Genomic DNA, 12,689 nt, shown 5'->3' on the forward strand with positions numbered 1-12,689 from the left:
TCAGTCATACACCCGCGTTAACTTGCGTACCTGCTTCTTGAGTCGCTTATTTTCCTCCACCAGATAGGCAATGGTTGATTTATATACCATTGTCTCATGGTCATCGTATGGATACTCTTCTACGTTCATCAAATAACGCGAATCGTTAATATTGTTACTGCCATTGGTGACGGCGACCATCTCACCGAAATTTGGATGGTTGAAGGTCGTTATACGAGGCTTGTTAAGTTGCATCATTCAATCCTTTGTTGACTATCAAAATATTTCCTCTTCTCCCAATCTTCCCCACATTCTTTGCAGCAGAAATTACCCTCGGCTGGGTCTTCACAATTATAGCAACGACCGGTTAGGGATAATTTCTCTTCTCGATAATGGGCAATCTGGTGTTGGCGGAAAGCTTCTTCGTGTTGGCTGGCTAAATCGACATCATCTGCCATAAATCTATTTTATGCTCCTAATCGTTTAATAACTTCCGGGTATTGTCCGTTAGTGGTGCCTGATATTTCTCAACCATCCTCGCGGCATAAGCGAGTGCGTCCTCACGGTCTGAGAAGTCGCCGATGGCCCGTAGTAAACCGTCGTGGCCTCGGATATGGACGCTAAAAAAGTCAGAATTATCATTTTTTTTGCATTATATCGCCGTAGTCGTCTACAACGCCAGACAGGATTATATTAGTAACAATCGTCCCCGGCGCTATCAGGTGGTCGAATTCGTTAATGAGCTTTTGCATGGTGGTCTCCGTGGTAATGTTGACGACGCTATGAGCTTACAGACTGAGTCTATTGATTTCCTCAAGCTTATTTTCTATCTCATCGGCCACACGTATAATTTCACGCGCAAATTCTCTAGCAATTCTCGGGCTAACTTCGCCTATCTAAGGCCAACTTACTGTTGCACGATTTTCGTATTTTAATTCAGCAATATCGAACTTTATGTTGGCGGTAATGTTTTTTAAGCATATGCCGTCATCGCCAAAAATAGAAATCATGGACATCGACTATTCTCCGGTTATTAAATGATTACCTCGCTGAAAATGTCCCCGCCTGTCGTGTTAAGTGCCTGCTTTGTTGACCCTCTCAGGCGGCGAGGGTTGCTGCTATTCCCCAACAGTAAGGTGGATGTGTAGATAACTGTTTCCAGGTTGACATCCTCCATTTGTCGGAATGATATGTCACTAGGACAGGGAGGGATGTATATGAAGCTTACTCAGTGCGCCGTAAAGCCCCGTCTTTCAGAGCGGGGAGGATGTCAAAACTAGACCGACTTAAGAATTGCTAGAGTAAGCGAAGGGCCTTTGGCTGTTTTATCATCACTTCCTAAAAGATTAAACTCTTCTAAAACAATGTCTAAACTTTCGAGTAAAATATCATCGTTTATGTTTATACGCGAAATAGATGATAAATTATCAATTATTTTTTTCTTTGTACCAAGGAGCTTGATTGCCGTAACCATCGCAACGTAAAACTTAATATTTGTTATTGTTTTAGTATCGAGAGTGAACTTTTCTGAATTACTCTTTAAAAATGCTTCTGTGGTTTTAATGATTAATGTCACTTTTAGATAAATATCAATATTAATGTCCAGACTAAAAATCTTTTTATATTCAACATCAGAATTGAGCAATGTAGATGGTCGAGCTCTTGCGGTGTCTGGTTTGAGTAAAACTATGGCCATCATTGCTTGTGCTAAGTAAGCAATGCTTATTATTGTTGATGCTGGCTTCCCTGAGTTTTTATAGAAGTTTTTATTCCTATCATAGTAAAAGTCGTTGGCTTTAAAGTAGTCTTCTATATTTCTGTAAATTACATCTGAACTTCTTAATGAAGAGGGAATAATAGCTGTTTGACTATTTGTTGCACGAATTATTCTATCCCGCGCCTCCTTATTTTGTTCACAAATAATTCTAATTAAAATCGAGCGATCATCGTTTTTATTATTTGTAACTTCAGAAAAGTGATGGTATATTTCATGAGATGTTTGGAGTCCATTAACTATTTGAGGGTCCTCAATGGTTAATTGTTTTCCCGCGCTAATCGCTTTTGGTGTGATGATCGTCACGCCATTATTTAAATACCAGAAATCATCTAAATTTTCATTTTGAAGCGTCATGGGAATTACTGTGTTTACTGTAACACTCCCTTGATAATCTCTGACGTTAGATTCAAAAATGCTTTTGACTAATGCCCCATTGTCGCAGATGAAATCATAATACTTTTTTAAAGAGGCTAAACAAATATAACTTCCTGCTGAGATGCTTATAGGCTGTTCTGAAATCTTTAATGTGCGTGAAGTAGATTGTATATTGTGACTCATTTCCAGTAATGTGCTAGAGTCAATGAACTCAAACTCGAATGATGCATTGCTAAATAGTCTTTTTATATCTTCTTGGAGCTTATGAACTTTGCTTTTTACATTCTCATGTATTTCAGACCTTAATCCTTGTGTAGCATAAAAAATCTTATTACAAGTGTTGGAAAGGTTGTTGCTAATTTAGAATAAGCATATTTTGAATATAGATGCTTTTTCTAACAAAAGCGGATTATATCTTTGCTTGAGTTCAGCAATATCATTAGATAAATCGAAGAAATCTTTTACTGTTTCACGAAATTTATTGATTGCGTCTTCTTTAAATGTAGGTGATGTCTTCGATTAAATTATAACTAATTCAATGTGATTTTTCCTTATCTGTGTATTAATTTTAGTATTTTCTTTTTGTAGTTTTTCATTTATGAATGTGAATATTGAATTAAATCCACCGTCGCCACTCCCTCCAACTATACTATATGTAATGTCATCATATGTGACATTGTGGTTTTTAGTAATTTCTGATGCCGAATAAATTTCAAAAAAAATCAGAGTCTGTTATTTCTTCATCAAGTTCGTTTTTTTATCTCTTAATATTTTTTTAAGAATAATCTGATCATTTGTTTTTTTAAAACGTTAAACTCCCGGCTCTTATTTTATGTATTTAAAATACTGCAAAATGCATTATCTCATCCAGCAGAAGGCTTAGTTAGTAAGTCCATCGCGCTTCTTTCTCATGCATCTTGAAGTATACATGTACTTTTTGATGAAGGCTTCTATGAATTTTTTGCTGTTCTTCATTGAAGGGTTAAGAATCCATCACCGCATTGATTGAAAAATATACATCCAGTAATTGGGTTTAGCATCATCTTGTAAAAATATCACTTCGCCGATATTGCTTTTGATGCTCTAAACTCCGCCTGAAATAACGCCACATTCTCCAAGCAGCACGAACCCTCTTCAAATTCCACGACCGCCCCGCGATGTGGATATCTGGCTTTCATGTGCTTCTGAGCGGAAAGGGTGATTTGCTCTTGGTACTGGGTCAGTGTACTTAAATCAAGCGGTGGTGCGGGTTTGCGTTTGCTGAGTTTTTCCCATCATGGATATTGCTGTTTCTCTGGCTTCAGTCCTAATGCCCTGTCAATGCGTGATGCTACAAGGCCATTATCGACTTCTTCGGCCCTGCGCCGTTTTTGCCGACGGCTCCGCGCATTATCTTTTACGACAGGGTTAATTGATTTACCGTAAATAATAGTTGCTTGCATGTTCACCTCCAACAGATGGTTTTGGTGGTGTGGTGGCCAGTGCTGATCTCCGGCATTCATGGTTTAGCCTCTGAGCCGTGGCCTTATTCACTGACCATGCATAGCGACCATTCTTTGTGTATCAGCCTACACATTCACTATACCCTAAAAACATCTGGGCAAAGGTTTGGCACGTTTCAGTGCCTTCCATAGAGCACGAGTAATCAATCTGCTATCCCACCGTTTGGCTTGTCTTGCGGCTTTCTGGTGGATTGACGGATAAAAGTATTATCCATAGATAATTTTACGGCAAGTGCTAATGAGGATTTATTTCTGTTTTTTTTGTTATAATATTGATTTTAATTATAAAATTTTTATTCCCCCGAGGGGGATGACTGCTGGAAGGCTAGGACGCTTAGATTATGAAAATGGGGAGGTGAATGGAGGGAAGAGAGGTACTATTACACTAGCTTGCCTGATTTTGACGAAGTTCTAACATCTCAGCTAAGAGCTTATCAACTTCAGCCTTTTCTTCAGCTAATTCTTTGATAAATTTATCTTTTCTACTTTTTGGTAATCCATCAAATAAATCAAGTAAAATTTCATGTTGCTTTGTTAGCACTCTTTCTTTTTTTATGTCTATTCCTGCATTAAGACCATCTAGCCATCCCCTAGGAAGATTAAAGGCAGTCTCGATTACTTCAACCATGTCATCAGCAATACGCTTCTTCCATTTTTTTCCTTCGGGATAGAGCATTCTTGAGACGTAAGACTGCTCCCGGTCAATGCGACGGGCTAGATCGACTACTTTTCCTCTACACAAAGAGTCTTTTATTTCAATAAGACGGAGGCGTCTTTTTTCATACTTATCCATCTGAACGATCATATGCAAAGTTACCTGTAAGTAAATTTCCTTTGGGTGTTGATTTTAATGTTACTTATGGGTAATATATGGTTGTGATTACAGGGGAATATTATGGAAGAATTAAGGATCTACCTAAACTCTCTATCGTTGGAAGAGCAGAGATCTTTTGCTCAATCTTGTGGCACTAGCGTTGGTTATTTGCGAAAGGCTATAAGTACGGAGCAAAAGCTTGGTGCAGAGCTATGTGTACATAGAGATTGCAAGCAACAAGGCAATTTTGAGAAAACAGCTTCATCCATACGACTGGGAAAAAATTTGGCCTGAATTACATGCGGCCTAACCAGTAGTACCACCTTCACAACGGACATTCGTCCTACGGAAGGCACTGAAATGTGCCGAACTCAACATCCCACAGTACCCACTCACTGTGACTTGCTCACGGCATTGTCACGTCTATTGATTACCACACAAAGGATTATCACTTATGGATTATGCAAATCCAAGCAAACCTGACACACATGAGATTAACCGCGTCGAAACCGACCTGCTGCTGGCTATGTCTGCACTGACCCAGCGCAGCTTTTCAAAGCTGGCAGGGTGGAATGAATCCAATGTCAGCCGCTACAAGGAGCGGGTGCAGCTGTTTTACGTCAACGCCAAGGTGTCAGAGACCCCGGAGCAGATGGATTTTGAGCTGTGCACCCCCTTCGACATCCAAAACCTTCAGCTCCCGACGCGCCAGATTTCGCCGGTCTGTATCTGGGCGATGCGCGGCTGGTATCGCTCCGGTAATGGCTGTGACTATCAGGGGATAAAATATTTCACCAAGGCCGGCGTACCAACCAATGACCCGTCCAAAGATGTTTGTGGCGGTCGACTGGCGGATTGTAAATCGCGTTTCGGCCCCGACCAGCCGTTATCATTTGGTGGTCAACCCAGCGCTAACCTCCAGGGACGGTAACATGGATGAGACACTGTTAGGCCCCATCCGCGAGCATGTGGTGCGGGAATACCCGAAAGAAGCGTGCGGGCTGATTGTTCAGACGGCTACAGGGGCGCACTACCTGCCGTGTCGCAATATCCACCCGTCTCCGACGGACCATTTTACGCTAGCCCCGGACGATTATGCGCAGGCGGCAGTGCAGGGCGATATCGTGATGATAGTGCATTCGCATCCCGATGTGGTGCGGCTCCTTCCCTCAAAGCTTGACCGGCTACAGTGCGATTATAGCGGGGTGGAATGGGCATTATGTCGTGGCCGGACGGAGATTTTTGCACCCTGTCGCCCAGAGGGGAACGGCCACTGACGGGGCGAGCCTGGGTGCTGGGGTTTGATGACTGCTGGACACTGATTATGGACTACTACCGGCAGACATACAGTATTCGGCTGCCTAATTTCTCTGTGGCGTATGAATGGTGGACGGAAGGACACGAAAACCGCTATGACGATAACTGGCAGGGGGTGGGCTTTGTTGAGGTAGTGCCTGAGACGATGCGCGCTGGCGACATTATCATGATGCAGGTATCGGCCCCGGTCACCAATCACGCTGCCGTCTATCTCGGGGATAACCTTATGCTTCACCATCTGTTTGGCAAACTGTCGGCGCGAACGCCGTATGGCCGCTATTACCGCGACAGGACGGTGCGCATCGTGCGCCACAAGGAGCGTTTACATGCTGAGAACCATTAAACTTAAGGGGGCGCTGGGCAAACGCTTTGGTCGCACCCATCGTTACCATGTTGCTGATGTGAAAGAGGCACTCCGGGCGCTTTGTGTCACGCTGCCCGGCTTTGAAAACACTATGAGTAACGCCCACCATGACGGTATTCGTTTTGCCTTTTTTAACGGCACGGAAAATATTGGCATTGAGCAGTTTGAGATGAGCAAGGGTGACCGGGATATCGTTATTATGCCGGTGATTGAAGGGGCCAAACCCGGAGGTTTTTTACAGGTGGTGTTAGGTGCCGCCGCGCTGGCCGGGGCCTTTTTTACCGCAGGAACCTCGCTGGCGCTGTTCGGCGTGGCGGCATCAACCCTGCTGACTGGCCTCGGGACCTCGATGCTGCTGGGCGGGGTGGTAAAGCTGATGACGCCGCAGCCCAATTACGGCGTCGGGAAATCATCGAGTGCCGACAATAAACCCAACTATGCTTTTGGCGCGCCTGTCAACACGGTGGCGATGGACTACCCGGTGCCGGTGTTGTACGGCCAGCGGGAAATCGGCGGTGCGGTCATCAGCGCCGGTGTTTTTGCCAGCGACCAGCAGTAGGTAAACCATGCAACTGCTTAAAAACGCGACAATAATTCAGGGGGCCAAAGGCGGTGGCGGTGGCGGTCATACGCCGACGGAGCAGAGCACCCGCTGTCGGTGTCGAAGCTTAAAATGCTGCTGGCGCTCTCTGAATGTGAAATCCAGGGCGAGCTAACCGCACAAAATATCTTTCTCAACAATACCCCGCTGGCGAATGATGATGGGTCGTATAATTTTACCGGCGTCGTCTGGGAATACCGCAAGGGCACACAAGATAAGGACTACATTCAGGGCATGCCGGAGGTGGATAACGAGGTGGCGGTAGGCATCGCCGTCAAAACGTCGTCGCCGTGGGTGCATGCCTTCAGTGACCTGAATCTGGACGCGGTGCGCATCAAGCATTGATAGCGACCGCCTGGCGATACGCTACTATCGGGTGACCTCGGTCAGCGCCAATGACGACGGCACTTTTAGCATTGCTGGGTACAGCATGATCTGAACAAATACCGCTACATCGATGACGGGGTAAGCATTACGCCACTGCCGGTCACGGTGACGCCCTCAAGCGTGATGCCTGCGCCACAGTCTATCGTGATAACGGAAACAGACCATATTGTTCAGGGGATAACGGTCGCTACCCTCCAGACGTCGTGGGAGAAGGTGGACGGGGCCATCAACTACCTCGCCCAGTGGCGTCGGGATAAGGGCGACTGGGTGAATGTGGGCGAAACCAGTGCACAGGGTTTTAGTGTGCAGGGTATTTACGCCGGGGGATATGATGTGCGCGTACGCGCCGTCAATGCCGCCGAGGTCTCTTCACCCTGGGGGCATGCGCCCTCGACCACCTCGGACGGCCAGAATCCGTTACTGCTGGCCAATGTGCCCTATCCGGCGGTCAATTATCAGCATGGCCCGCTGCCTGCCGGTGTCAGCCGCTGGTACCGGGCAAGACTGGTGGACCGCATTGGCAACAAGGGCGACTGGACGCCGTGGGTCAGGGGCGAATCCTCGTCCGATGCGTCGGAAATTCTCGGCAATATCACCGAAGGCTTTTTGACGGCGGAGGATGGTGCACGTCTGACCGAGGAAATCAATACAGTCACTGACGCCGTCGCTGAAGCAGCATTAGCCAATAATGCGGATATGCAGCGCTGGCGTAGAGAAAACGGGCAACGTAAAGCCGAAATACTTGAAGTGCGCACCACGGTCGTCGATGAGGAAAGAGCTTTTGCCGAGTACCAGCAGCGGGTGCAGGCGGAATTCAAGAAAAACAAGGCGATGATAGACACCAGGGCAACGACCGTTTTTGACCATACGGGTTCCGGCAGCGCCCTATTTAGCGTAAAGGTCGGTGTCGATATAGACGGCACCTACTGCGATGCGGGGATGACGATAGCGGCCATCGCCGAGGTGGGGCAGCCGGTGATAACGCGCATTGGCTTTAATGCTAACCAGTTCGTTATCCTGAGTGGGCCGGGTGGCAAAAGCTATTCGCCTTTCTCGGTGATTAATGGGCAGGTGTTTATCAACGAGGCATTTATCAACTACGCGGGGATGACACTGGCCAAGGTGGGGTCATGGTACTCGGCGAATTATGTGCCGGGGCAGTCGGGGACCATTATGCGCAACGATGGCTCGTTTGAGCTCAATGGTTGTCATGTTAACTCAAGGGTTTCTCTTGATAGCAAGGGGCTTAAGGTGTTCGACAACGGTCAACTGGCCGTAGAGCTGGGTATTTTTGATTAAGGAGGCAGCGATGGCGGCGGGATTGCGTATAACTAACGCCAACGGGTCATCGTTTCTGTTCAATGAGCGATTCACGTTGTCACAGATATTGGGGTCAGGCTATAAGGGCACGACGTGGAAAGGCAATACCTGGTGTACCGGCGTTAGCGTGCCGGAGAGGTGGAGCTGGTATCTGTGGCTAAACCGGCCTTGTTTACTCGACAGAAGTCGCAGGGGTGGGAGTTGGCACCCTACTAACCCCTTGCCCTGCATCCCTTACCTTAATGAGCAACGGCAAGTCTGCTGGCGGCAGGATAATGTAAAATACAACGACGCTAACTGGTGGGCAGTGTACGCCTGGCCAACGCCTTCGCGGTCAGGACGTGCGGGCCTACTGGTGAAAGACGGTAATGTGTTTGCCAGTATTTCAGATGTGTCCCGGTTTATGACGGTCGCCTGGAAAGGGGATATCGCGTTGCGAAGCGGGTGTTTGCCAAAGCATATTGACCCCTCTTTTGGTTTTAATGACACCATGGTTTTTTTACCAGCCTGACCCGGCGGTGACCGTATCAAAAGTCGCTTTATCTAAAAATTCTTATCAACTCTACAATGCGTCAGGCGGTGAATTTGGCGGCACGGTGAACGCCAAGGTCGTTATCTTTAAAAGCAGGCCGCTTACAAGAAGCCTGGCAGGATTGCGACTGTATAATGCACAAGGGGAAATGACCTTTGATTCCGGCAATGAAATATTAATTCTGGGCGGCTTGATAAAATTTAAGGATGTGGAAATCAATGATTACCGGAACATTGAGTTTGTGAGTCGTCCAATGATAATGCCGGGCTATATCGGGGCGGAATATAATAACCACTGGTTTGCGGATGTGACATTGAAGAATAATCGCTACGCGCTGGCTCCAGCATGGGGTTACTCCTGGTATGACGGAAGCTCCGGTGGCGAGCGGAATTATGCCACAACCGAGAATCCCATTATGGTGATTGATGCAGCTAACTATTTTACGTTTTAGTCGTTGTTGATTTATGACTGACAAGCTTTTACGCTAATCACCCGGTTTTATATATCATTAAGGATATCGCGATGAACAAGGTTGTTTTATGGGCAGTGCAGTTGATCGGATTAGCGCTGAGTGCCCCCTCTCATGCTGATAATAAAAGTACCGTCTCACTGGGCTATGCCAATACACACGCATCTCTGGAGAAACTGACGGGAATTAATATGCGGGGGTTGGATAAAGATGCCAAAGGTATCAGTGTGAGCTATGCACGAGATATTGATGGCCCCTGGGGAATAATGGGTAACTTCACCTACACCCAGGCAACGGGCGACAATTACATCCGTAACCCCGAGGCAGGACAAAAGCATCAGGCTGATAGCAGACAGCGGCGGCAAGCAGCGCTTACTACACCATTCCCAAAGAAGAATCGAAGACCAAGGGACGTGAGATTGTCAACGCGTTAGAAAACAAAAGTGGCTTTACCTACGGCGCGGGTGTACAAATTAACGTGATTTCCGACGTACTGTTCGACTTATCCTACCGGCGTGCATCGCTGGGCAGTGCCACTGCGGGAACGTGGACGGCGGGATTGGGCATGACATTCTAGCCGAACGTTTCAACCGCATACCTACCTATCACTATCCCTGCTTATGATGAGCGTGGATTTTTCTTTATGGAGCCCTCAACATAGCATGGTACAAAACCGGCACGCTCTCGATAGCGGCCAACAGTAAAAAAGCCACCGGTCACAGCACCCGCTGGGCGGACAACAAACAGGGCATTGGGCCGGGGCAAATGTTGCTGCTTCCAGGCACGGGGGCGGTGGCATTGTATGAAATTGCCAGCGTGGTGAGCGACACAGAGCTACTTCTGGTGTCCGGGCCATCCAAGGCCGTCAAGGAAGCGTCCTACGCCATCGTGACCTATAACGGCGGCTCGTACGTGGACTTCGGACGTGAGCTGTCCACCCAGCTTCGCTACTACCAGCGCCAGATGGACGGCTGGCAGCACATCATGACCGGCGAGGGTGGAAGTGATGCTGGAAGCGCCGGACGGTACGCAGGTCACATTGAACTCGTTTAAAAAGCTGGCGGCGGATATTGCGGGCAAGGTGGATAAATCAGCGCTTGAAAAAAAGCCGATAAAACTGCGCTCGAGAGTAAGGCTGACAAGGCCGCACTGGACGGCAAGGCCGATAAATCTGAACTTGATAAAAAAGCTGAACAGACAGCGCTGGAGACTAAAGCGGATAAATCCGCTCTGGGAAATTATATTGCCAAAACGGGAGGGAGTCTCACCGGTACGCTGCATTTTAATGGCAAAGGAAAAAGTGGTGGTGAGCAGCGTTCGGCGAGTTTGCAGTATAATCCCTATGCCGGCGGGAATATGAGAACTGAGTTCTACAGCACCGACATAATAAATGACCATTTTGAGCATCGTCTGATACTGGCTAAAAGCAATGATTTGAAGTGGTTCGTTTTTAAGGATGACGGTAGCGCTTATGCCATGCAGGGTCACTGGCAAAATAACTCGGACCGGCGGATAAAAAGCGATATTGAGAAAATAGAAAATGGCCTTGAAAAGGTCGAAACGCTGACGGGCTATACGTATGTCCTTGCCGAACATCGCCAAGCGGGTGTGATGGCCGATGAGCTGGAAAAGGTCCTGCCAGAGGCGGTAGGTAATTCGGGTGATTACCATGAGAGTGATGGCACCGTTGTTAAGAATGTGAAATCTGTGGCTTACGGCAGTATCACTGCGTTGCTGATTGAAGCAATAAAAGACCTGTCCGCGAAAGTAAAAGCGCAGCAGGCAGAGATAGATGCGCTTAAGGCGTCGATGCCTGTGGCACAGGATGCGGATAGTCCGAAATAACCTGCCCGTCGGATAGAGCCTTACCCCAACCGCTGAGCGTGGTTTTTTTGTACCTGAAAAACGTAAGCCCCGACTGTAGCAAGCAGTGCGGGGCTTTTTCATAAATCTTCATCAACTTCAAGACGACATGAATAATAGCAAACCTGAAGATAAATTTGGAGATGATCTCATGATAAAAGCAGAGACATCGTGACAAGGGGCTGATACCGCAGCGAAAATAATTGCAATCTGCTGTGGTATTCGGCACATTTTGACGCCGATAGCCTGGGTTATCTGCACTGCGATCGCTTATGGCGCTGTAAGGCATATATGGAAATTGTGAATATTACTCCCCGCGAGATACGGCGTATTTTTTGGCATATTATCGCGGGGATATCAGTTTTAGTCGTTGTGTTTAAGGTGGTCGCGCTTCTTTGATGAAGCGAATTAATACGGGAGTTGCGACTCATGATTAAGCGATTACCAGGCTGGAAGTTCATTATGCTGTGGTTGGTGCTGTTCACCGCCTCCACAGGCTACCTGATGGCGGCTATCCTTCATGCCATCAAATGACCACCGGTCCCTCAACGAGCTGGGGCGGCTGTCAGTGCCTCTGCGCGAACTGGCCGAGCTCGGACTTATGCCAACGGGTCAGGGTATCGGTGAGCATGAAGGCGTTGCTCTGACTGGCTTCAGCAAGCAAGCTATCGATTTCACTCATCACGCTATCCACATTCTCCCGCTTGCGCACCAGTTGACGAATGGTTCGCCTTTCGGCTTCCACCATAGCAGATTGCAGACGTTCAATCACAGCCCATATACGTTCGCATTCTCTGGCAATATGCGGGATGTGGCGGACTTCCATCGGCTGCGGTGAGGGAATGCCGGTGACTTCGCGCAGGGCGTACCATATGCCATTGCTCCATGCCTGCTTGAAGCGGAAGTTATGGCTCATGTGCCAAATCAGGCGGGCGAGGTTGGAGGTATCGTTAGTGGTGAAGAGTTCGTGGGACTCTGGCTTGTAAACGGGGTGCTCGTATTTGCCAGTCTTGCGGATTGAAGGAAGGATTTCACTCGTCACCCATTTGCGAAAGCGATGGGGCAGGGTGCCTTGCTTCACTGCATCGCGGCAGCGTAATACCAAGGTAAACATGCTGGGTTCGGATATCAAAGAAATACGTTGAGCCCCAGTCCCTGGCTGACTGTCGGTTAAAGCGACGGTCGTCTTTTCGTCGTCGTCCAACTTGCTTAAGGCATCTCTATTGTTACTTATTCCGAGCGCGGAACACACGTCAATGCCAACAAACCACGGTTCGCCGTTTAAAATAGTTGTGCGTACTTCATGCTTTTCAAAAGTGAATGGAACAATAGATAGTGTGGTCATGATGACCTCCAAATGGTTACTTGAAGTTATCACCACCGTAAGAC

At 47.5% G+C, this 12,689-nt stretch carries 15 protein-coding genes and 2 pseudogenes; 10 read left to right on the plus strand and 7 right to left on the minus strand.

Translation table 11 applies throughout. The features are described from left to right. From SGP1_RS09340 to SGP1_RS09355, 5 genes are all read right to left on the minus strand, one after another. On the minus strand, positions 1–237 hold the full coding sequence (locus SGP1_RS09340; RefSeq protein WP_148203443.1) for a DUF1374 domain-containing protein: 237 nt from the start codon (positions 235–237) through the stop codon (positions 1–3). Continuing rightward, positions 234–437 carry a hypothetical protein gene (locus SGP1_RS09345; RefSeq protein WP_041866814.1) on the minus strand — a complete coding sequence of 68 codons (204 nt, stop codon included), beginning with the start codon at positions 435–437 and terminating at the stop codon, positions 234–236. The genes SGP1_RS09340 and SGP1_RS09345 overlap by 4 nt, the downstream gene beginning before the upstream one ends. Before the next feature lie 818 nt (positions 438–1,255). Then, complete coding sequence (locus tag SGP1_RS25570) at positions 1,256–2,314, minus strand: AIPR family protein (RefSeq protein ID WP_083764715.1); 1,059 nt, start codon at positions 2,312–2,314, stop codon at positions 1,256–1,258. 1,091 nt (positions 2,315–3,405) lie between these two features. Then, positions 3,406–3,633 (minus strand): hypothetical protein, encoded by a 228-nt coding sequence (locus SGP1_RS33115; RefSeq protein ID WP_243466206.1) that lies wholly within the window; start codon positions 3,631–3,633, stop codon positions 3,406–3,408. Positions 3,634–4,018: 385 nt separating this feature from the next. Continuing rightward, positions 4,019–4,426, minus strand: coding sequence for a hypothetical protein (locus SGP1_RS09355; protein WP_041867463.1), 408 nt, complete (start codon positions 4,424–4,426; stop codon positions 4,019–4,021). 475 nt (positions 4,427–4,901) lie between these two features. On the opposite strand from SGP1_RS09355, the gene SGP1_RS09360 reads away from it, so the two are divergent. The 9 genes and pseudogenes from SGP1_RS09360 (at position 4,902) to SGP1_RS36300 (ending at position 10,014) form a co-directional block, all read left to right on the plus strand. Then, on the plus strand, positions 4,902–5,378 hold the full coding sequence (locus tag SGP1_RS09360) for a phage minor tail protein L (protein ID WP_083764716.1): 477 nt from the start codon (positions 4,902–4,904) through the stop codon (positions 5,376–5,378). Between the two features lies 1 nt (position 5,379). Next, positions 5,380–6,107: pseudogene (locus SGP1_RS09365) on the plus strand (C40 family peptidase). Beyond that, a complete protein-coding gene (locus tag SGP1_RS09370) occupies positions 6,091–6,687 on the plus strand; it encodes a tail assembly protein (RefSeq protein WP_011410950.1) in 597 nt (198 codons plus the stop codon). The pseudogene SGP1_RS09365 and the gene SGP1_RS09370 overlap by 17 nt, the downstream one beginning before the upstream one ends. Positions 6,688–6,786: 99 nt before the next feature. Beyond that, positions 6,787–7,074, plus strand: a complete 288-nt coding sequence (locus tag SGP1_RS33120; RefSeq protein ID WP_243466041.1) for a hypothetical protein — start codon at positions 6,787–6,789, stop codon at positions 7,072–7,074. Beyond that, positions 7,067–7,740: pseudogene (locus SGP1_RS36290) on the plus strand (host specificity protein); the annotation flags it as partial. The gene SGP1_RS33120 and the pseudogene SGP1_RS36290, both read left to right, overlap by 8 nt. A gap of 207 nt (positions 7,741–7,947) precedes the next feature. Next, a complete protein-coding gene (locus tag SGP1_RS36295; protein WP_424141162.1) occupies positions 7,948–8,415 on the plus strand; it encodes a phage tail tip fiber protein in 468 nt (155 codons plus the stop codon). Between the two features lie 539 nt (positions 8,416–8,954). Then, positions 8,955–9,419: a hypothetical protein gene (locus tag SGP1_RS09385; RefSeq protein ID WP_158302367.1), complete on the plus strand. Its 465-nt coding sequence runs from the start codon at positions 8,955–8,957 to the stop codon at positions 9,417–9,419. A gap of 71 nt (positions 9,420–9,490) precedes the next feature. Then, complete coding sequence (locus SGP1_RS09390; RefSeq protein ID WP_041866817.1) at positions 9,491–9,871, plus strand: hypothetical protein; 381 nt, start codon at positions 9,491–9,493, stop codon at positions 9,869–9,871. Between the two features lie 38 nt (positions 9,872–9,909). Next, positions 9,910–10,014, plus strand: coding sequence for a hypothetical protein (locus SGP1_RS36300; protein WP_424141163.1), 105 nt, complete (start codon positions 9,910–9,912; stop codon positions 10,012–10,014). 257 nt (positions 10,015–10,271) lie between these two features. Here the strand turns inward: SGP1_RS36300 and SGP1_RS33125 are convergent, their stop codons facing one another. Further along, entirely contained in the window at positions 10,272–11,033 is a 762-nt protein-coding gene (locus tag SGP1_RS33125) for a hypothetical protein (protein ID WP_243466208.1), read from the minus strand. On the opposite strand from SGP1_RS33125, the gene SGP1_RS36305 reads away from it, so the two are divergent. Next, positions 10,914–11,282, plus strand: coding sequence for a tail fiber domain-containing protein (locus SGP1_RS36305; protein ID WP_424141164.1), 369 nt, complete (start codon positions 10,914–10,916; stop codon positions 11,280–11,282). The two genes, SGP1_RS33125 and SGP1_RS36305, sit on opposite strands and share 120 nt — an antisense overlap. Positions 11,283–11,865: 583 nt before the next feature. Here SGP1_RS36305 and SGP1_RS09415 read toward each other — a convergent pair. Further along, positions 11,866–12,645 carry a BRO-N domain-containing protein gene (locus SGP1_RS09415; protein WP_011410952.1) on the minus strand — a complete coding sequence of 260 codons (780 nt, stop codon included), beginning with the start codon at positions 12,643–12,645 and terminating at the stop codon, positions 11,866–11,868. Between the last annotated feature and the right edge of the window lie 44 nt (positions 12,646–12,689).

Source organism: Sodalis glossinidius str. 'morsitans', from assembly GCF_000010085.1.
In the GTDB taxonomy this organism is placed as follows: domain Bacteria; phylum Pseudomonadota; class Gammaproteobacteria; order Enterobacterales; family Enterobacteriaceae; genus Sodalis; species Sodalis glossinidius.